Source organism: Streptomyces sp. CA-250714 (assembly GCF_050936705.1).
In the GTDB taxonomy this organism is placed as follows: Bacteria; Actinomycetota; Actinomycetes; order Streptomycetales; family Streptomycetaceae; genus Streptomyces.
Window position 1 is genome coordinate 490,924 of the sequence record NZ_JBNJMI010000002.1, and the last position, 20,405, is coordinate 511,328.

The 20,405-nt window shown below is 70.0% G+C and carries 16 protein-coding genes; 11 read left to right on the forward strand and 5 right to left on the reverse strand.

Going from position 1 to position 20,405, the window contains the following annotated elements; all coding sequences use genetic code 11:
• Window positions 1-2: 2 nt before the first annotated feature.
• The 8 genes from ACQEU8_RS21060 to ACQEU8_RS21095 all read left to right on the forward strand — a co-directional run bounded on the left by ACQEU8_RS21060 (window position 3) and on the right by ACQEU8_RS21095 (window position 9,598).
• Entirely contained in the window at window positions 3-875 is an 873-nt protein-coding gene (locus tag ACQEU8_RS21060; protein ID WP_433103324.1) for a Cgl0159 family (beta/alpha)8-fold protein, read from the forward strand.
• Window positions 872-1,762: a 5-deoxy-glucuronate isomerase gene (gene iolB, locus ACQEU8_RS21065; protein WP_433103326.1), complete on the forward strand. Its 891-nt coding sequence runs from the start codon at window positions 872-874 to the stop codon at window positions 1,760-1,762. Before ACQEU8_RS21060 ends, iolB begins: the two co-directional genes overlap by 4 nt.
• Window positions 1,762-3,639, forward strand: a complete 1,878-nt coding sequence (gene iolD, locus ACQEU8_RS21070; protein ID WP_433103328.1) for a 3D-(3,5/4)-trihydroxycyclohexane-1,2-dione acylhydrolase (decyclizing) — start codon at window positions 1,762-1,764, stop codon at window positions 3,637-3,639. The genes iolB and iolD overlap by 1 nt, the downstream gene beginning before the upstream one ends.
• Before the next feature lie 13 nt (window positions 3,640-3,652).
• Window positions 3,653-5,152, forward strand: coding sequence for a CoA-acylating methylmalonate-semialdehyde dehydrogenase (locus ACQEU8_RS21075; RefSeq protein WP_433103330.1), 1,500 nt, complete (start codon window positions 3,653-3,655; stop codon window positions 5,150-5,152).
• Between the two features lie 61 nt (window positions 5,153-5,213).
• The gene (locus tag ACQEU8_RS21080; protein ID WP_433103332.1) at window positions 5,214-6,164 is read left to right on the forward strand and encodes a TIM barrel protein; all 951 of its coding nucleotides are present in this window, start codon (window positions 5,214-5,216) and stop codon (window positions 6,162-6,164) included.
• 9 nt (window positions 6,165-6,173) lie between these two features.
• On the forward strand, window positions 6,174-7,631 hold the full coding sequence (locus ACQEU8_RS21085; protein ID WP_433103334.1) for a sugar porter family MFS transporter: 1,458 nt from the start codon (window positions 6,174-6,176) through the stop codon (window positions 7,629-7,631).
• A gap of 81 nt (window positions 7,632-7,712) precedes the next feature.
• Window positions 7,713-8,732, forward strand: coding sequence for a Gfo/Idh/MocA family protein (locus ACQEU8_RS21090; RefSeq protein ID WP_433103336.1), 1,020 nt, complete (start codon window positions 7,713-7,715; stop codon window positions 8,730-8,732).
• Window positions 8,729-9,598, forward strand: coding sequence for a sugar phosphate isomerase/epimerase family protein (locus ACQEU8_RS21095; RefSeq protein ID WP_433103338.1), 870 nt, complete (start codon window positions 8,729-8,731; stop codon window positions 9,596-9,598). The genes ACQEU8_RS21090 and ACQEU8_RS21095 overlap by 4 nt, the downstream gene beginning before the upstream one ends.
• 72 nt (window positions 9,599-9,670) lie before the next feature.
• Here the strand turns inward: ACQEU8_RS21095 and ACQEU8_RS21100 are convergent, their stop codons facing one another.
• Complete coding sequence (locus ACQEU8_RS21100; RefSeq protein ID WP_433103340.1) at window positions 9,671-10,240, reverse strand: hypothetical protein; 570 nt, start codon at window positions 10,238-10,240, stop codon at window positions 9,671-9,673.
• 275 nt (window positions 10,241-10,515) lie between these two features.
• Between ACQEU8_RS21100 and ACQEU8_RS21105 the strand changes: the two genes are divergently transcribed.
• Window positions 10,516-11,139 (forward strand): DUF1266 domain-containing protein, encoded by a 624-nt coding sequence (locus ACQEU8_RS21105; protein WP_433103342.1) that lies wholly within the window; start codon window positions 10,516-10,518, stop codon window positions 11,137-11,139.
• An 83-nt stretch (window positions 11,140-11,222) separates the two neighbouring features.
• On the opposite strand, the gene otsB is transcribed toward ACQEU8_RS21105, so the two are convergent.
• The 3 genes from otsB to ACQEU8_RS21120 form a co-directional block, all read right to left on the reverse strand.
• Window positions 11,223-13,805, reverse strand: coding sequence for a trehalose-phosphatase (otsB, locus tag ACQEU8_RS21110; protein ID WP_433103344.1), 2,583 nt, complete (start codon window positions 13,803-13,805; stop codon window positions 11,223-11,225).
• A gap of 727 nt (window positions 13,806-14,532) precedes the next feature.
• Window positions 14,533-15,528, reverse strand: a complete 996-nt coding sequence (locus tag ACQEU8_RS21115; protein ID WP_433103346.1) for a LacI family DNA-binding transcriptional regulator — start codon at window positions 15,526-15,528, stop codon at window positions 14,533-14,535.
• Window positions 15,529-15,876: 348 nt separating this feature from the next.
• Window positions 15,877-16,902, reverse strand: a complete 1,026-nt coding sequence (locus tag ACQEU8_RS21120; RefSeq protein WP_433103348.1) for a DUF3048 domain-containing protein — start codon at window positions 16,900-16,902, stop codon at window positions 15,877-15,879.
• A gap of 255 nt (window positions 16,903-17,157) precedes the next feature.
• Between ACQEU8_RS21120 and ACQEU8_RS21125 the strand changes: the two genes are divergently transcribed.
• On the forward strand, window positions 17,158-17,385 hold the full coding sequence (locus ACQEU8_RS21125) for a hypothetical protein (RefSeq protein ID WP_433103350.1): 228 nt from the start codon (window positions 17,158-17,160) through the stop codon (window positions 17,383-17,385).
• 157 nt (window positions 17,386-17,542) lie between these two features.
• Window positions 17,543-19,174, forward strand: coding sequence for an esterase/lipase family protein (locus ACQEU8_RS21130; RefSeq protein WP_433103353.1), 1,632 nt, complete (start codon window positions 17,543-17,545; stop codon window positions 19,172-19,174).
• A gap of 78 nt (window positions 19,175-19,252) precedes the next feature.
• Here ACQEU8_RS21130 and ACQEU8_RS21135 read toward each other — a convergent pair whose 3' ends face one another.
• Complete coding sequence (locus ACQEU8_RS21135; protein ID WP_433103356.1) at window positions 19,253-20,269, reverse strand: PHP domain-containing protein; 1,017 nt, start codon at window positions 20,267-20,269, stop codon at window positions 19,253-19,255.
• Window positions 20,270-20,405 lie beyond the last annotated feature (136 nt).

Below are 20,405 nucleotides of genomic sequence, written 5' to 3' on the forward strand. Positions count from 1 at the left end.
ACGTGCTGTCCGACAACGTGAGCCGGATCGTGGCCGCCCGGGTCAGCGACCCCGGCGCCATCGCGGCGGCCGCCGCACAACGCGTGAAGCCCACCTCGCCGCTCGGCGCGCACGGCAAGGCGATGATCATTGCCGCGGACCATCCGGCGCGCGGCGCCAACGGCGTCGGGGACGACCCCAGCGCCATGGCCGACCGCTTCGAGCTGCTGGAGCGGATGTGCGTGGCCCTGGAGCGCCCGGGGGTGACCGGGGTGCTGGCCACGGCGGACATCCTGGAGGATCTGCTGCTGCTCGGCGTCCTCGACGGCAAGAGCGTCTTCGGGTCGATGAACCGGGGTGGGCTGGCCGGTTCGGTGTTCGAGATCGATGACCGGTTCACCGGCTACGACGCCGAGACGATTGCCGCGATGGGCTTCGACGGCGGCAAGATGCTGACCCGTATCGCGCTGGGGGATCCTGCGACCCCGGCGGCTCTGGAGAACGCCGCCCGCGCCGTCGACGAACTGAACGACCGGCGCCTGGTGGCGATGGTCGAGCCCTTCCTGTCGGTCTGGCAGGACGGCCGGATCCGCAACGACCTCTCGCCGGACGCGGTCATCAAGTCGATCACCATCGCCTCCGGGCTGGGCCGGCGCAGCGCCTACACGTGGCTGAAGCTGCCGGTCGTGGCGGACATGGAGCGCGTTCTGGCCTCCTCCACGCTGCCCGCGTTGCTGCTGGGCGGCGAGGTCACCGACCCCGAGGCCGCCTTCGCCTCCTGGGGCCGTGCCCTCGAACAGCCCACCGCACAGGGGCTGGTGGTGGGCCGTTCCCTGCTCTACCCCTCGAACGGCGATGTCGCCGGTGCCGTGGACAAGGCGGTGAGCCTGCTGTGAGCAGCACCTACCACCTGCCGAACGGCACGGCGGCCGACGGCCCGTACGACCTGGTGGTCACGCCCGAGTCGGCGGGCTGGGGATACTCCGGGCTGCGGACCCTGACGCTGAGGCCGGGCGAGGCGCACGCGCTGTCCACGGGTGATTCGGAGTTCCTGGTGCTGCCGCTGGCGGGCGGCTGCACGGTCACCGTGGACGGGCAGGTCTTCGGACTCGGCGGGCGGACGGGCGTGTTCGACTCGGTCACCGACTTCGCCTATCTGCCGCCCGCATCGGAGGCGCTCATCAGCGGCGCGGCCGGCGGTACGTTCGCGCTGCCGTCCGCTCGCACTCGCCGGAGCCGCCACCTCGCCGCTCGGTACGGCCGGGCAGCGGACGTGCCGGTGGAACTGCGCGGTGCCGGGGCGTGTTCGCGGCAGGTCAACAACTACTGCCTGCCCGGCACGTTCGACGCGGAGCAGTTGCTGGTGTGCGAGGTGCTGACGCCGGGCGGCAACTGGTCGTCGTATCCGCCGCACAAGCACGACGAGGCGCGCCGGGACGAGCAGGGCAGGCCGGTCGAGTCGGAGCTGGAGGAGATCTACTACTTCCAGGTCGCGGGCGAGGGCGGTTTCGCCTACCAGCGGGTGTACGGCACCGAGGCGCGGCCCCTCGATGTGCTGGCCGAGGTCCGCTCCGGCGACGCGGTGCTCATTCCGCACGGCTGGCACGGCCCGTCGGTCGCCGCGCCGGGCTACGACCTGTACTACCTCAACGTCATGGCGGGTCCCGGGCAGGACCGCGCCTGGCTGATCTGTGACGACCCCGCGCACGGCTGGGTGCGCTCGACATGGGAGTCCCAGGACGTCGATGCCCGGCTGCCGTTCGGGGCCGAGGAGACCGCGTGATGGAAACGATCAGGCTCACGACAGCCCAGGCCCTGGTCCGCTTTCTGGCGAACCAGTACAGCGAGCGTGACGGGCGGGAGCAGCGGCTGATCCCCGGGGTCTGGGGGATCTTCGGGCACGGCAACGTGGCGGGTGTGGGGCAGGCGCTGTTGCAGGCCGCCGTCACCGAAGAGGCCGATCTCCCGTACTACTTGGCCCGGAACGAGCAGGGCATGGTGCACGCGGCGGTGGCCTACGCGAAGATGCGCGACCGGCTCTCCGCCTTCGCCTGCACGGCCTCGACAGGCCCCGGCTCCACGAACATGCTCACCGGTGCCGCACTCGCCACGACCAACCGGTTGCCGGTCCTGCTGCTGCCCAGCGACATGTTCGCCACCCGTACGCCGGATCCGGTGCTCCAGCAGTTGGAGGACACCCGCAGCGGGGACGTGACGGTCAATGACGCCTTCCGCGCGGTGTCGAAGTATTTCGACCGCATCTCGCGGCCCGAGCAGCTGATCCCGGCCGCGTCGGCCGCGATGCGGGTGCTGACCGACCCGGTCGAGACGGGCGCCGTCACGCTCGCGCTGCCGCAGGACGTGCAGGCCGAAGCCTTCGACTGGCCTGCCGACTTCTTCCGCCGCCGGGTGTGGCGCGTGGGCCGCCCGGTGCCGGAGGCGGCGGCGGTCGAGCGGGCCGTGCGTCTGCTGCGTACGGCGAAGCGGCCGCTGATCGTGGCCGGGGGCGGCACCGTCTACTCCGGTGCGCACACCCAGCTGCGGGCCTTCGCCGAGGCCACCGGTATCCCCGTCGCCGACACCCACGCCGGCAAGGGCGCCGTCGCCTGGGACCACCCGTGCGCGGTCGGCGGCATCGGCTCGACCGGCTCCTACGCCGCCAACGAGCTGGCGAGGGACGCGGATGTGGTGCTGGGCATCGGCACGCGCTACAGCGACTTCACCACCGCCAGCCACACCGTCTTCGGCAACCCCGACGTCACCTTCGTCAATCTGAATGTGGCCCGCCTGGACGCCGTCAAGCACTCCGCGGAACCCCTGGTCGCCGACGCCCGGCTCGGCATCGAGGCACTGGCCGGTGCGCTGGCCGACTGGCAGGTGCCCGAGGACTACCGCCGCCGTACGCGGCAACTCATCAGCCGCACCCGGGAGATCGAGGACCGCTGCTTCACCCTGGGGCACGGTCCACGCCCCGCCCAGACCGAGATCCTGGGCGCGCTCAACGAAAGCCTGGGCGACCGTGACGTGGTCATCAACGCGGCCGGTTCCATGCCCGGTGACCTGCAACAGCTGTGGCGGGCCCGGGATCCGAAGGCATACCACGTCGAGTACGCGTACTCCTGCATGGGTTACGAGGTCGCCGCCGGGCTCGGCGCCAAGATGGCCGACCCGACGCGTGAGGTGGTCGTCCTGGTCGGGGACGGGTCCTACCTGATGATGGCGCAGGAGATCGTCACCATGGTCTCCGAGGGCTTGAAGGTCATCATCGTCCTCGTCCAGAACCATGGCTTCGCCTCCATCGGCGCGCTCTCCGAGTCCCTGGGATCTCAGCGCTTCGGCACCAAATACCGCTACCGCGACGACGCATCGGGCCTGCTCGACGGCAATGTGCTCCCCGTCGACCTCGCCGCCAACGCCGCCTCCCTCGGCGCCGACGTCCTGCACGCCACCACCGTCGACGAGTTCCGCACCGCGATGGAAAAGGCCAAGGCCGCCGAGCGCACCACCGTCGTGCACGTCGAGACCGACCTGTACGGGCCGAACCCACCCGCCCACGGGTGGTGGGACGTACCCGTCAGCCAGACCTCCGCTCTCGACTCCACCCGCACCGCGTTCGAGACCTACGCCGCGCACAAGGCCACCCAGCGGCATTACCTGTAAGGACATCCGCACCGTGAAGACCATCCCGCACTGGATCAACGGCTCGCCCGCCACCGGCCCGAGCACGAAGACCGCGCCGGTGTTCAACCCGGCGACCGGCCACCAGCAGGCCCAGGGCACCCTGGGCACCCCCACCGACATCGATACGGCCGTCCAGGCCGCCGCCACCGCCTTCGAGACCTGGTCGGAGTCCTCCCTCACCCGGCGCACCCAGGTGATGTTCGCCTTCCGCCAGCTGCTGCTGGAACACGAGGAGGAACTGGGCCGGATCATCTCCGCCGAACACGGCAAGACCGTCGCCGACGCACGCGGCGAAATCGCCCGCGGCCGGGAAGTCGTCGAGTTCGCCTGCGGCCTCGGCGACACCCTCAAGGGCAGCTACTCCGACCAGGTCTCCCGCGGCGTGGACGTCCACAACTTCCGCCAGCCGCTCGGTGTCGTCGCCGGCATCACACCGTTCAACTTCCCCGCGATGGTGCCGCTGTGGATGCACCCCATCGCGATCGCCACCGGCAACACCTTCGTCCTCAAACCCAGTGAGCGGGACCCGTCGGCCGCCAACTTCGTCGCCGGGCTCTACCAGCGGGCCGGACTGCCCGACGGCGTCTTCAACGTCGTCCACGGCGGCAAGGAGGCCGTCGACGCGATCCTCACCCATCCCGGCATCGAGGCCGTCTCCTTCGTCGGTTCCACCCCGATCGCCACCTACGTCCACCAGCAGGCCACCGCACACGGCAAGCGCGTCCAGGCACTCGGCGGCGCCAAGAACCACGCCGTCGTCCTGCCCGACGCCGACCTCGAATTCGCCGCGGGCCACATCACCGCCGGTGCCTACGGCTCCGCGGGCGAGCGCTGCATGGCCGTCTCCGTCACCGTCGCCGTCGGCTCGGCCGCCGACGACCTGGTCACCGCCCTGGAGCGCAAGGCCCGCGAGATCACGGTCGGCCCCGGCAACGCACCCGACACCGACATGGGCCCGCTCGTCACCAAGGCCGCGCAGGAACGCGTCGAGAACGCCGTCGGCACCGCGGCCGCACAGGGCGCCACCGTCGTGGTCGACGGTCGCGGACTCAAGATCGACGGCCATGAGAGCGGCTTCTTCACCGGCCCCTCCCTCCTCGACCACGTCACCACCGACATGGACGCCTACCAAGAGGAACTCTTCGGCCCCGTCCTCGCCGTCGTCCGCGTCGAAACCCTCGACGAAGCCATCGCCCTGATCAACGCCAACCCCTACGGCAACGGCACCGCACTGTTCACCGGCTCGGGCGAGGCCGCGCGCCGATTCCAGCGCCGGACCAGGGTCGGCATGATCGGCGTCAACGTGCCGGTCCCCGTCCCGATGGCCTACTACTCCTTCGGCGGCTGGAAGGACTCCCTCATCGGCGACTCCCCCATCCACGGCCCCGAGGGCATCCGCTTCTACACCCGCCCCAAGGTCGTCACCACCCGCTGGCCCCAGCCGGCGACCCGGCACGCCGCCGCGGACTTCGCCTTCCCCACCTCCAGCTGACCGCGGCCTTCCCCTACCTCCCTCCCCCCGTATCCCCTCCCCTCTCCAAGGACTGATCGACATGGCAACGGCGCCATCCCCTCTCCGTACCGTCGCGGGCAATCTGTGTCTCGGCTCGGCCCCGGACTCCTGGGGAGTCTGGTTCCCCGAGGACGAGCACCAGGTCCCCTACACCCGTTTCCTCGACGAGCTGGCACAGGCGGGCTACACCTGGCTGGAGCTCGGGCCCTACGGCTATCTGCCCACCGATCCGGCCGTCCTCGCCGAGGAACTGGCCGTACGCGGGCTGAAGGTCTCCGGCGGCACCGCCTTCGGCGCGCTGCACCGTCCCGAGGCGTGGGACGAGATGCTGGCCCACGTCCGGCGGGTGGCCGAGCTCACAGCTGCCGCGGGCGCCCACCACCTCGTGCTCATCCCGCCCATGTACCGGGACGAGAAGACCGGCGAGTTCACCGAGTCCCCCGAGCTGACCGCCGAGCAGTGGGCCGGCTTCGGCCGGAACGCCGACCGGCTCGGTAGGCTTCTGCTCGACGAGTACGACATCCGGCTGGTCCTCCACCCGCACGCGGACAGCCACATCCAGACGCAGCCCGAGATCGAGCGGCTGCTCAACGAATCCGACAGCCGTTACACGAACCTGTGCCTGGACACCGGTCACGTCGCGTACGGCGGCGGTGACAATCTCGACCTCGTGCGCCGGTTCGGCGAGCGGGTCGGATATGTGCACATCAAGCAGATGGACCCGGCGGTGCTGGCGCAGGTGGCCGCGGAGAACCTCTCCTTCGGCGAGGCCGTCAAACGCGGCGTGTGCGTGTCGCCGCCCGAGGGGGTGCCGAACCCGGCCGAGGTGGTGGACGCCCTCTCACGGCTCGACGCCGAGCTGTTCGTCATCGTGGAGCAGGACCTGTACCCGTGCGCCCCGGAGGTGCCGCTTCCCATCGCGGTACGTACCCGTGAGCATCTGGCCGGCTGCGGCCTGACCCGAACCCGCCGTCCGAACAACAACCGGTAGGAGGCCGCCATGGATGTCAGAGACGACGACGCGACAAGAGACGACGCGGCCCCGAACCCGACACCTTCCGTGCCGTCCACCACCATCGACGACGCACCGCCGCACGTCCGGCGAAGGCTGCGGCTGATCACTTGGATCGCCACCTTCGGCGGGCTCCTCTTCGGCTACGACACCGGCGTCATCAACGGCGCACTGCCGTATATGACCGACGATCTGGGCCTGACCCCGGCCACCGAGGGCATGGTCACCAGCTCACTGCTGCTGGGCGCGGCGCTCGGCGCGGTCACCGGCGGACGGCTCTCGGACGCGCGGGGTCGGCGGAAGAACATTCTGCTGCTGGCCGCGGTGTTCTTCATCGGCGCGCTGGGCTGCTCCCTCGCCCCCAACACCGAGGTCATGATCGTGGCCCGGTTCGTGCTCGGCCTCGCGGTCGGTGGCGCGTCGGTGACGGTGCCCGTCTACCTCGCCGAGGTCTCTCCCGCGGAGCGCCGTGGTGCGCTGGTGACGCGGAACGAGCTGATGATCGTCACCGGTCAGCTGCTGGCCTTCTCCTCCAATGCGGCCCTCGCCCAGGTGGGCGGCGAGTCCGGCGGCGTGTGGCGCTGGATGCTGGTGCTGGCGACGCTGCCGGCCGTGGTGCTCTGGTTCGGCATGCTGGTGATGCCGGAGAGCCCGCGCTGGCTGGCCGCCAAGGGCCGCTTCTCCGAGTCGCTCAAGGTGCTGCAACAGGTCAGGTCGCAGGCGCGTGCCGAGGCGGAGCTGAGCGAGGTGACCGCGCTGGCCGTCAAGGACGAGAAGGAGAAGCTCGGCGGCTGGAAGGACATGAAGGCCACCCCGTGGGTGCGCAAGCTGATGTTCGTGGGCTTCGGCATCGCGATCGTGCAGCAGATCACGGGCGTGAACACGATCATGTACTACGGCACCCAGATCCTCACCGAGGCCGGTTTCGAGTCGAACAACGCGCTCGTGGCGAACATCGCCAACGGTGTGATCTCGGTGCTGGCCACCTTCGTCGGCATCTGGTTGCTGGGCCGCGTCAACCGCCGCCCGATGCTGATGACCGGGCAGCTGGGGACCACCGCGGCGCTGCTGATGATCGGCGTCTTCTCGCTGACCATGGACTCGGGCATGGGACGCGCTTTCGCGGTACTGGCGATGACCATCACCTTCCTCGCCTTCCAGCAGGGCGCCATCTCGCCGGTGACCTGGCTGATGCTCTCGGAGATCTTCCCGACGCGGATGCGCGGTTTCGGGATGGGCGTCGCGGCCGTGGTGCTGTGGCTGACCAACTTCGTGATCGGGCTGGTCTTCCCGTCCCTGGTCTCCGGGATCGGGGTCTCCAACACCTTCTTCCTCTTCGTGGTGGCGGGACTGTTCTCCCTCGCCTTCGTGAAGCTGTTCGTCCCCGAAACCAAGGGGCGCACCCTCGAGCAGCTCGAGGACGACCTGCGCACCCGCTTCTCCTGATCCACTCCGTCCCGTCCCCGTGCGGCGCCGCCGCCCGGCACCGGCCGACGGCGCCCCGGGGACCGTAGAAAGGAAGCCCTCATGACTGTGCGCGTTGGGGTCATCGGCGCCGGAATGATCGGCCAGGACCACATACGCCGGCTCACCGACGTCGTCGCGGGCGCCCGGGTCACGGCAGTCACCGACATCGACAGCGCCCGGGCGGGCGATACGGCAGCCCGGGTCGGTGCCCGCACTCTTCCCGACGGCCCGGCCGTGATCGCGGCGGACGACGTCGACGCCGTGCTCGTCACCTCCTGGGGCCCCACCCACGCCGAGCACGTGCTGAACGCCGTCGCGGCCGGCAAGCCGGTCTTCTGCGAGAAGCCCCTCGCCACCAACGCCGAGGACTGTCTGCGCATCGTCGAGGCCGAGCGCGCGCACGGCCGCCGCCTGGTCCAGGTGGGCTTCATGCGCCGCTACGACGCCGGGTACCGGCAGCTGAAGGAGGTGCTGGACGGCGGCTCCATCGGCGCCCCGCTGATGGTGCACTGCGCCCACCGGAACCCCACCGTGCCGGACTCCTATCACTCCGCCATGGCCGCGCAGGACACGGCCGTGCACGAGATCGACGTACTGCGCTGGCTGCTGGACGACGAGATCGTCTCAGCGCAGGTGATCACCCCGCGCTCGACGAGCAACCGGTTCGAGCACCTCAAGGATCCGCAGATCATGCTGTTCGAGACCGCGCAGGGTGTGCGTATCGACCTGGAGGTCTTCGTCAACTGCCAGTACGGCTACGACATCCAGTGCGAGACCGTCGGCGAGAACGGGCTGATCCGGCTGCCCGACCCGGCGGCCGTCGGCATCCGGAGCGCGGGGCAGCACGGTACGGCCGTGCTCCAGGACTGGAAGGGCCGGTTCGCCGACGCCTTCGACACCGAGTTCCGAGAGTGGATCGGCTCCGTGGCGGCGGGCGTCGAGCCCACCGGCCCGTCCGCCTGGGACGGCTACGCCGCGACCGTCATCACCGACGCCACGGTCCGGTCCCTGGAATCGGACCGGCAGCCCGTCACCGTCGACATGAAGCCTCGGCCCGCTCTCTACGGAGGCCTCGCGTGAAGATCGCCCTCGACCCCTACATGCTCCGCACGCTGCCGCTGGACGAGATGGTCCGTACGGTCGCCGAACTCGGTTATGAGTACATCGAGTTGTCACCGCGCGACGACTTCATGCCGTTCTTCCTGCATCCCCGGGCGGACGACGAGCGCGTCGCCCAGCTCAAGGGCGCGCTGCGTCGGCACGGCGTCCAGCTCTCCTCCGTACTGCCGCTGTACAAATGGTCCTCACCCGACGAGACCGAGCGGCAGGCCGCCGTACGTTACTGGAAGCGGATGATCGAGGTCACGGCCGAGCTCGAATGCCCGCTGATGAACTCGGAGTTCAACGGCCGCCCGGAGCGGGCCGCGGAGAGCGAGGCCGCCTTCTGGCGCTCGCTGGAGGAGCTGCTGCCGGTCTTCGAACGTGAGGGCATCGCACTCAACCTGGAAGCTCACCCCGACGACTTCTGCGAGGAGAACACCCCCGCGGTCGACCTCGTACGCGCCGTCAACAAGCCCTGGGTCGGCTACCTCTACTGCGCCCCGCACTCCTTCCACCTCGCCGGGCCCGCACAGCCAGGTGCGGACATCGCGGCGATGCTGCGCTACGCGGGCGACAAGCTGCGGCACGTGCACATCGCGGACACCTTCAACCACAAGGGCTCGTCCGGTCTGCGCTACATCCTCAATCCCCCCGGCACTCCAGCGCGCATCCACCAGCACCTGGACATCGGCCAGGGCGAGGTCGACTGGGACATCTTCTTCAGCACCCTGCGCGAGCTCGATTTCGACGGTGTCGCCACCGCCTGCGTCTTCGCCTGGGAGGAGCGGGCCCGTGAGTCCTCCGCCCTGATGCTGGACCGCATCACCAAGGAGCTCGTCGGCTGACCGCGGACTCGCCGGGAACCCCAGAGGCCCAGGGGGAGGGAGCGGCCCGCCCCTCCCCCTGGGAGCGGGTTCTCAGGCGGAGTAGAAGTGCCAGCCCTGGCGCTGCGAGGGGTGGTCACCCCACATCCGCTTGAGGTCGATGTAGGTGTCCCCTTCACCGCGGGCGGTCAGCGCCAGGTCCTCGTCGCGGTAGGAGACGATGCCGTAGTCGGGGTCCTGGGGGTCGGTGCCGGGGACGTGCTCCAGGAGCCACCACTGGTCCTTGTTCCGAGAGGAGCTGGAACAGTCGCGGAGATAGACGATGCTGTTCTCGCCCTTCTCGTTGGTGGCGCATGCTCCGGCGGAGCTTTCCAGTTGATAGACCGGTCGCCCGTTGGAGGTGGCGACCCGGACGAAGCGCCAGGTTGTCTTCCATTCCTTGGGGGCGGTGTGGGGGTAGACCTGAAGGTAGGTACCCGGGTTCCCCTTGGTGTCGTCGGGGATCATGTAGTTGCCGGTCACCTGGCTGACAGCGGTGAACTCGCCCGTGGGCACGGCGCGGGTCGAGGAGTCGGCTGCGGAGGGCGCGGCGGCCAGAGCGGTGCCGGCGAGTGCCGTGACGGCGAAGACGGTCAGGATCCTGCGGGCGGCGCGAGCGAGCATGTCGACTCCATGCAGTAGTAAAAGCGACACTGTCTGTTGATGACACTAGAGCCGGCACACCGCCCGAGGGAGAGGGTCCGAGCCCTGCTCCCGGGCGTTCGAAGTGATCAGGCCACCGCTCTCGCCGCCGCCTGCGCGCCAGGACCGTCCGGGAGGCTTCAGCGAGCCGCGTAAAGTCGGCAGATTCCGTTCGCTCAGATACGGCGCCCCGTGGCGAACGCCGTCGGCACCCGTCCATGCCGGGGTGCGAGGGCCGCCCAGTAGGGTGCGGCAATATGGTCCAGATGTTCGAGCGCTTCCGCCGCGAGCGCCGCCCCCAGCCGCCGTACGAGCCGCCTCTGACAGCCCATCAGCTGTGGCTGGTGTCCCTGTCCGCTCCGGTCAACCGCGGCCGGGACGCCGCGCGCGCCACCCTGTATCCGTTCCGGTACCGCGACGACGCCGAGGCCGAGCGCTGGCTGCGGGAAGAGTGGGAGATCCCGGACCGCGACGAACTGCTGAGCAGGCTGGACGACCTGCTCAAGAACGGCTACCGGGCACCGCTGCGAGAGCAGACGGGCACCGAACCGCTGGCCTGGGACATGGCGCTGTACACCGATGTGGTCCGCAAGGGCTACGCCGCCGGACACCTGGACGCGCCGACCGCCTGGCAGCTACTGCGCGCCACCATCATGCCCACGGTCGCCGCATACGACTCGTGGCATGCGTTCGCGGCGGACTACCTGCTGGTGCGCAAGGTGTGGATGGAGGGTCTGCGCGGCACCCCGGACCAGGACTTCCCCGCACCGCAGGCCGTCTCGGACGCCCATCTGCGCGCCCTCCTCGACCCCGCGAACCAGGCCAGCCCGTGGAACTGGGCGCCCTGGCATGTGATCAGCCTGCCCGACCGGCCGCTGTGACCCGACCGCGGTGATCCCGGCGCCAGACGTGGCCGCCCGCAGCGACGGTGCCGAGGCGGGCGGCCTCGGCACCGTCACTCCGGTCAGTGGGCCAGCAGCTGGGCGCAGCGGATCAGACCCAGGTGGGAGTACGCCTGGGGGTGGTTGCCCAGGGAGCGTTCCGCGATCGGGTCGTACTCCTCCGAGAGCAGTCCGGTCGGGCCGGCCGTGTCGACGATCTGCTGGAAGAGTTCGGCTGCCTCGGTGCGGCGTCCGGTGAGCAGATACGCCTCGATCAGCCACGCCGCACACAGATGGAAGCCGCCCTCGTCGCCGGGCAGGCCGTCGTCGCGTCGGTAGCGGTACACCGTGGAACCGCTGCGCAGCTCGGACTCGATGGCGGTGACGGTCGCGGCGAACCGCTCGTCGGTGGGGTCCACGAGGCCGGAGAGCCCGACGTGGAGGGATGCCGCGTCCAGGTCGAGACCGTCGTAGGCCGTGGTGAACGACTGGGCGTCCGGGCTCCAGCCATTTTCGAGGACATCCTGGGCAATCCGGTCACGCAGCGGTTCCCAGGACGGGTCGGGGCGACGGTCGTAGATCGCGGCAAGCTTCAGCGCGCGGTCCAGTGTCACCCAGCACATGACCTTGGAGTAGACGTGGTGCCGGGGCTTGTCGCGCTCTTCCCAGATGCCGTGGTCGGGCTCGTTCCAGCGGCGGGAGACAGCCGCGGCCATGGCCTCGACCAGGTCCCAGTCGCGGTCGCGGATCCGCCCTGTGGCCTCGGCCAGGTGCGCGACGAGCTCCACGACCGGGCCGAACACATCCAGCTGGACCTGCTGGTCGGCGAGGTTCCCGACGCGGACGGGCCGGGATCCGGCGTATCCGGGGAGGCTGTCGAGTACGGCCTCCGGGCCCAGACCGGTGCCCTGCAGGGTGTAGAGGGGGTGCAGCCGCTCGGGCCCGGGCAGCGTGTCAAGCACCCGGTGCAGCCAGTCGAGGAACGCCTCCGCCTCGGCGGTCGAGCCGAGGGTGACCAGCGCCTGCGCGGTCATCGAGCCGTCCCGCACCCAGCAGTAGCGGTAGTCCCAGTTGCGTACGCCGCCGATCTCCTCCGGCAGCGAGGTGGTGGCCGCTGCCATGATGCCGCCGGTCTCGGAGTCGCACAGACCACGCAGGGTGAGGGCCGAGCGGGCCACCAGATCCCGCTCGAAGTCGGGCAGGTTGAGCTTGCTCAGCCACTCCGACCAGTACCGGTCGGCGAGCGCACGGCGCTCCGGCTCACCGGTCGGGGCCGCCGCCAGGTCGTCGGTGCCGCACCGCAGCTCCAGCACGACCGGGCTTCCCTCGGTCAACTCCACGACGGCGTGCGCTGTTTCGTTCACTCCGTCAGAAGTGATCTCCCAGCGCACTCCCGGCGAGCGCAGCACCATCGGCTCGGCGGTACCGAGAACGCGCAGGCCGTCCGCCTCCGCCGTCAGGCGTACCGGCACCTGGCCGAACTCCGGACGGGGAGCGAACTCGACGGCGACCGCGGTGCTGCCCGTGAGCACGCGGGTCAGCTGGGTGCGGTGACCCGGCAGGCCGTGTTCGAGGTAGTCGGTCACCAGCAGACGGGACCAGCGGGTCTCGACGGTCATCGTCCCCGGTACGTAGCGCTGGCCCAGCGGCAGCGGGCTGCGCGGCGCCCCGCCCGCCGGGTTCGCCGCGCCTGCCGCACGGCGGCCCGGGATGGTGCGGGGCCGCACGGAGAAGTGTCCGGCGCCGGGGCCGCCCAGCAGATCGGCGAAGACGGCCGCGGAGTCGGGGCCAGGGTGGCACATCCAGGTCAGCCGGGCGTCCGGGGTCAGCAGGGCGACGGTGCGCTCGTTGGCCAGCATCGTCAACCGCTCGATGGGCGGGCTCTGTTGGCCGTAGAGCCAGGAGCGCCGCTCCTCCAGCAGGAACGCCAGCGCGGTGGCCACGTCGGTGGCGTCGGCGATGCGGTACTGGGCGCCGGTGTCGCCCTCGCCGACCTTGATCCCGACGTCCGGTCCCTGGAGCCGCGCGAAGGCACGCTCGTCGGTGGTGTCGTCGCCGAAGTAGACCGCGGCGCTCGCACCCACCTGGTGGCGCAGCGTGTCCAGGGCGTTCCCCTTGTCGGTCGCTATCACCGACAGCTCGATGACCGCCTTGCCCTCGGTGACGTGTATCCCCTGCCAGGTGGCGGGGCCGGAGCGGACCGCCTTCAGCGCCCGCTCCGCAGTCTCGGACTCGGCGCGCCGCAGATGGACCGCGACACCGGCCGGCTTGGGTTCCAGCGTCACGCCGGGCGCCTGCGCTGCGACCTCCTCCAGGGCCTGCTGCAACTCGGCCCGCAGCCGGGCCGATTCGGGGTCGAGCTGGTGGACGAAGCCGACATCGAACTCGGAGCCGTGGCTGCCCACCAGATGCACCTCGGCGGGCAGCCGGGAGAGGGTGGCCAGGTCACGCAGGGCGCGCCCGGAGATCAGCGCGGCGGTGGTCGCGGGCAGCGCCGCGAGCGAGCGCAGCGCGTGCACCGACTCGGGCACCGGCCTGGCTTCCGCCGGGTCGGGCACGATCGGCGCGAAGGTGCCGTCATAGTCGCTGGCGACCAGCAGACGGGGGGTCCGAGCGAGCTGCACGAGGGCACGCCGGAGCTCGGCGGGCAGGGCTTCGGCGGTCAACGCCTCACTCTCCAAGGGGTGTTGTGGTGCGGGTAGGGGCAGCTGTGATCTTGACACAGGCGGGCAGCGGCGTGCTTGCCGATTCCAGGGCGTTCAGCACCTGGATGACCAGGGCCTCGCCGAGGGTACGGGGTCCGTCGCGGCCGGGGTGACAGCCGTCCATCCTGTAGACGTACGCGCGGTCGATTCTGCCGACGTACGCGCCGTCGATCCTGCTGATTTGCGCGACTGTGGCGATGCGAGGCCTGGGGAAACGATGTGACAGCCGGTGAGCGGTGCCCGTACTCCTCGACGACCCGTACGCCGATGCCGGATCCCGCGTTCAGGCCCGCCTGCCTCCCCGGCCACCGTGGAAGCGCGGCACTGCGCGTTCCGGGCCGAGGCATGCAGCTTTGGCGGAGCCGCGCCCCGCGTGCTGCTGCCGGCCCCGGAGTCGCCGAAACACGGGGCCGCTTTCGGACCCTTGTGGTCCTCGGCCCCGGAACGGCCGTCGGCCCGGGCACGATCCGTGGCCCCGGTCGCTGGCTGCAATGTCACGGAGGGAAGGCTAGGCAAGCGCCGCACTGCCGGTCAATATTTTGATCGAAGCACTTCGAAGGGGCTTCGAAAGCCCTCTTCGGAAGGCGGGCTTGGGGTGGGACGTTTCGGGAGGCGCGCTTCGAGGGGGAGCGGTTTGGAGGGGGCGCTCCGGGAGGGATGGCAGCCGGTCGGGCCGTACGGTAACGGGTCAGGCCGTGCCGCGGCGAACGTAGGAGAGTTCGAGACGGGTGCGCTGGATCGGCCGGTCGGGCTCGCATACGCGGTCGAGCAGGATCTGCGTGGCGACGCGGCCCGACTCCCGGAACGGTTGCCGCACCGTCGTCAGGTCCAGAGCCTCCGCGAAGTCCCCGTCGTCGAAGCCGACCACCGCCAGGTCGTCCGGGACGCGAAGCCCACGGGCGCGGGCCGCCCGCAGCACACCAGCGGCCAGATAGTCGTCGTGGGCGAAGACGGCGGTGGGCGGCTCCTCCTCGTCCAGCAGCTCCGCGGTGGCCTGGACAGCGGCGTCCACATGGTTCTCGACGAGCCGCACCCGGGAATCCGGCAGGTCGGCCTCGGCGTCCCGCAGCCCGGCGCGGAAGCCGGCCAGCCGCTCCCGGCACTGGGAGGCGAAGTCCGGGGACGCCTGGGTCTCGCCGACGAAGCCGAACCGGGTATGGCCCGCGGCGAGCAGTTGTTCGGCGACCAGCCGCCCGCCGGCCGCGTCATCGATGCTGACACTGCTGAAGTCCGGTCGCGCGAGCTCGACCAGTACGGTCGGCAGCGTCTTGCTGCGCAACCGCTCGACCACGTCCGGGGCCAAGGGCAGGGACATGACGAGCAGTCCGTCCAGCCGGTGGGTGAGAGGGAGACCGACCAGCAGCGGAGCGGCCGCGGCGGCGGAGATCTGGTCGTAGACGACGACCTCGTACTCCAGCCCGTTGACGGCCTCCAGTACGCCTTCGAGCCGCCGGGCGAACGTCGGATACGTGGTGAACGGCGCCATGACGCCGATCCGCCCCACCCGTTTTCGTGCCCGGGACGCCGCTTCGGCGCGTGGGGTGAAGCCCAGTTCGTCGATGGCGGTCATGATGCGGTTCAGGGTGGCGGCTCGAACCTTCGACGGCGCGTTCAGGGCCAACGAGACGGTCGAGATGCTGACTTGGGCACGCTCGGCGACGTCGTAGATGGTGGCCCGGCTCATCCCTGAATCCTCCCTCACTCCCCCGGCGCCTCCTGCGACACCCCCCCCCCGGGGCGGATGAACAGTCCGCGCTGTTCGGCCCGCGCACCTCGGCCGCCAGCTTCTGACCTGCTCATCAGACCGGCGGCGTAACGATACCAACCCGTATCGAAGTGCTTCGGTCCGCCGGTGGTCGGCCCGCGACGGGGAAGGGTGCCTGCCCGATGCTCGCGGGCTGCGGCTACGTCGTGGCCGGTCGCGCAGTTCCCCGCGCCCCTGACGGGGCGCAGCCCTCATGCGGGTGCCGGGTGGCCTTTCCGGCCACCCGGCACGACCAGCCTTGTGGAGCGCCGCGATACGACGCGTGGGTCAGCGCTGTTGGTAGACGAGCCAGACCTGGCCCTTGTCGAAAGGCATGCGCTTGCCGTTCGAGAGGGTGTAGGTGGTGTCGCCGGTCGCGCTCTTGCGCTCCCACTTGGTCTTGAACGCCTTGCCGTCGCGCAGCACGGTCGCCTCACCGCTGCCGACCGTCTCGATGTACGGCGTCTCGCCGCTGGAGTCCGGCGGCATGTCCGTCTTCTGGATGATCACTGTCTTGCCGCCGAGCCGCTCCCCCGAAGTGCCCTTCGCCGGCTCGCCGTCGAAGGAGGCCAGCCAACGGCCCTCCTTCGCCGACCAGTTGAAGGTGGTCTGGGACGAGCCGTAGTCCACCGTCTGCTCGTCGGTCGGCGTGCCACCGCTCGGCGCGGCGCCGAAACGGAAGCCGATGTCGCTTGCCTTGCTCGCCTTCGGCGCCTTTGCGAGGAGCTTGTCGGGGTGGCCGTAGAGGTTGTGCGGGGGCTTGTTGTCTCCCCCGCGCTCATAGGCGTCCGGGTGGTCGTCGTGCGAGACCCCGTACAGCGGTGACTTCTTGATCTTGTCCACGACCGCCTTGCGGGCGCCCGAGTAGGCGAGCGCGGGGCGTTGGAACATCTGCATCTGCTCGACGTTGTACTCGCGGGCGCTGCGCACCGGCCCCAGGGACTTGGGGTAGTTGCTGGAATAGATCGCGAACAGTCTGCCCAGTCCGCCCTCGACCTTCTCCACACCGACGATGTCGGCGTCTTCGAGCGCGGTCTGCGGGCGGGCGTCCTTATGGTTGTCGATCTTCACCGCGAGTACGGGGTTCTCCTTCGCCGGAAGCCCGGTGAATGGAGAGGTGAACGCGGCCTTCCGCTGCTTGGCGTTCTTGGTGTCGTCCTCGTACGCGGCGAACGACGGTGTCGCCACAGCGGCACCGGTCAGCCCGCCGGCGACGGCCAGCGCGACCACCAGGGTGCGGGCGCGGCGTGGACGCTTCCGTATGGAGCCCTTCGATCCGCCGGTGCGGGAGCACGACATGGGGCTGCCTTCCATGGAACAGGCCTCCTGTGGGGGGAACTTCTGCTGGGGGGAGCCCCAACCACACCTCCCCTCGCACCCCGACGTCAATACCCGGCACGGCAGCGGAGCGACTGTGTCGCCGTTCCTCCAACTCCTGTTCATTCAGGCACGGTTGGCCTGGACCTCAGGAAATTGCACTGCGTTGCAAAATCACACCACGCTACTCTTTCCCTGATCGGTGTCATCGGCACCACGCAAACGCAGAGTGCGGGAACGGGAGTGACGGGAGTGGACGTGACAGAAGCGGGCCGGCACGAAGAGCACGAAGAAGCGGTACGTCGCGCCAACGAGGCCATGCAGACCTACGCCCTGTCGGAAGGCGGGTGGCGGAAAAGTCCCAGTGAGACGTTGCAGCAGATGCTCGCCGATTTGCTGCACTGGTGTGACGACACTCAGCGCGACTTCGACGCCGCGTTGGAGCGTGCGCGTGTCCGCCATGCTCGCCCTGACCGGTAGCAGCGTGCGCTATCCGACTGGTGTGCTCGCCCTGAGCTGCGGCGTTGCGCCCGTCCCCGGCGTCCGCACGGCACGCTGTGCCGAGCAGGCGGAATCGCGTCTGCGCCGGAAGGTCTTCCGGTAGCTGCTCGCCGCGTCACGCTTCGGGAGGTCCTGGGTGGACAGGTTGCCGATCATCTACGTACGGGGCTACGCCGGGCCGACAGCCGGCATCGACGCAGCGGTGGACGACCCCTTCTACGGGTTCAACCACGGTGCCACCCATGTGCGCGTCGGAGGGGACGGCGACCCTCACTTCTACCAGTTCGAGGGGCCACTGCTGCGCTTGATGGGCGACGAGGACTACCGGTTGCTCGTACAGGGAGACCAGCACCGGTACCTCCTCGATGCCGCGGACGCGGAACTGCCGCAAGCCTCACTGTGGGTGTACCGGTTCTACGACCAGGCAGCGACCACTTTCCTGCCGCCCCCGCACGAGAACCTGTTCGAACGCGTCTTCAGCAAAATCCATCAGCGGGTGACCGCCGACGGTTTCAACATCGAGACGGCGGCCGCCGGACTGTACGACCTGATCGCCCTGGTCCGGCAGAAGACCGGTGCCCCCAAGGTCCACCTCGTGGCCCACTCGATGGGCGGTCTCGTCGTGCGCTGCATGATGCAGAAGATCTGCTTCCAGCCCGAGGACGACGGCCGGTCCCGCGTGCCGGCGAAGGACCTGGTGGCGAAGTTCTTCACCTACGGCACCCCGCACGGCGGCATCGACTTCCAGCTCGATGCCCTCGACTGGGCGCAGCAGGCCTTCGGCCCGGCCGGTTCGGACATTTTCGCCCCGGAGAAGATGTACGGCTATCTCGAGCCGGGAGCCGCTTTCGGCGACGAGCCCCCACGCGGGTCCGACTTCGACCCACAAGCCATGCCGGAGGAGGCTTTCCCGCCCAAGGATGTCTTCTGCCTCGTGGGCACCAACCCCAAGGACTACGGGCTCGCTCGGCTCACCGTCGGGCCGAAGAGCGACGGCCTGGTGCGCATCGACCACGCCTATGTGCGCCGCGCGCACCGCGCCTATGTCTACCGCTCACACTCGGGCCCGTATGGGGAAGTGAACTCGGAAGAGGGCTACCAAAATCTGCGGCGCTTCCTGTTCGGCCGCTGGCAGGTCCTCCTCGGGCTCGCCGATCTGCCCACCGCCGCCGGGGACGACGACCAGTGGCAGGCGGATATGCGCCTCGCAATCCGCGGACTGCCGGTCATCATCAGCGAACGGCAGGCCGCGCACTGGTGTCCGATCCAACTCAGCAAGGAAATCCGACGCCGGAGCGGAAAGCCCGACCGCACTGTTCCGCTCGCCGCCACATTTCTCCTGGAGCGCGCCCCCGCCACACCTGGGCCTCCCTTGGACAAGAGCGCTGCCGCACGTATGCGCTACAGCCTCACCCTGCGCGTATTCGAACTCCAAGGGCAGAACGGCCATTTCCGCTTCGATGATCACCTCGAACAGGTACCCGCCTGGAGTGACTCCCTCATTGTCGACATCGAGCCCGGCACTCAGGGGGAGGGCCTTCAGGTGTGGGCGGCGTGGAACTCCATGGTCGAGGGCGCCGGCGAACGCTTCGACCCCATCACCGACGGCCTGCCCACTCCCTCACAGCGTCAGCCGGCGGCGCTGGAGAGGGAAGACGAGGGCTACGCCTGCCATATCGACCTGCCACCGACCGCTCGGGCCCTCCCCGTACTCGGCGCGGACGCCACGGTGAGGATTCAGATCCGCGACCGCCGAGCCGGTTCCTGAGCTGCTCAGGCGCGCCCTGCGGTCCGGGCGGATAACGAAAGCGCGCCGGCTCATGGCGAGCGGGGCAACGGGACGCGATCAGCGCTTGCCCGCCCAGCGCAGCAGTTGACCGGCCGGCAGTGTGTTGACGACCTGCTCGGCCGATACCCCGCACTCGGCCGCACGGACGCAGCCGCCCACCTGCCAGTCGAGCTGGCCGGGGGCGTGCGCGTCGGTGTTGATGGCGAAGCGCACTCCCGCGTCGAGGGCCTGCCGCACCAGAGGGCGCGGCGGATCGCTGCGCTCAGGGCGGCAGTTGATCTCCACAGCTGTACCGGACTCCGCGCAGGCGGCGAAGACCTCTTCCGCGTCGAACTCGGACTCCGGCCGCCGCCTTCCCGACAGCAACCGCCCCGTGCAATGCCCCAGCACGTCCACCAGGGGATTGCGCACGGCGCGGACCATTCGCCGGGTCATCCGGTCCCCGGGCATCCGCAGTTCGGAGTGCACCGAGGCGACCACCACATCGAGCCTGTCCAGCAGCTCTTCCTCCTGGTCGAGGGTGCCGTCCTCCAGGATGTCGCACTCGATACCCGTCAGCAGCCGGAAGGGCGACAGTCGCTCGCTCACCTGCGCTACCACGTCCAGTTGCGCGCGCAACCGGTCAGCGGACAGGCCACCCGCGATCGTCAGCCGCGGCGAGTGGTCCGTGAGAACCGCCCACTCGTGCCCGAGTGCCTTCGCCGTCGCGGCCATCTCCTCGATGGAACTGCCACCGTCGGACCAGTCCGAGTGCAGATGGCAGTCGCCGCGCAGCGCCGCCCGCAACTCCCGTGCCGCCTCGGGCAGCGAGGGCTCCTGCTCCGACTCGGCCTCCAGCTTCGCCAGATAGCGCGGTACGTCGCCCGCCAGCGCCTCCCGTACCACCTGCGCCGTCTTGGGTCCGACGCCCTTCAGCGATTCCAGCGAACCGGCCGCCGCCCGCTCCTCGACCTCCCCCGCCGGGAGCCCGGCCAGCACCTGCGCAGCCGTACGGAAGGCCCGCACCCGGTACGTCGGTGCCTGGGCACGCTCCAGCAGAAATGCGATCCGCTCCAACGCCGCCTGCGGCTCCACACCCGCACCCTTCCCGGTCCGCCGAGCACGCTGCCGGTGCGCCCGCCATGGTGGTCGGCGCCGGACCGTCACTGCCTGCCGGCCGCGACGAGACTACGGCGCGGTCCCGCACGCCGGCGCTCGTTCACCGACCGTG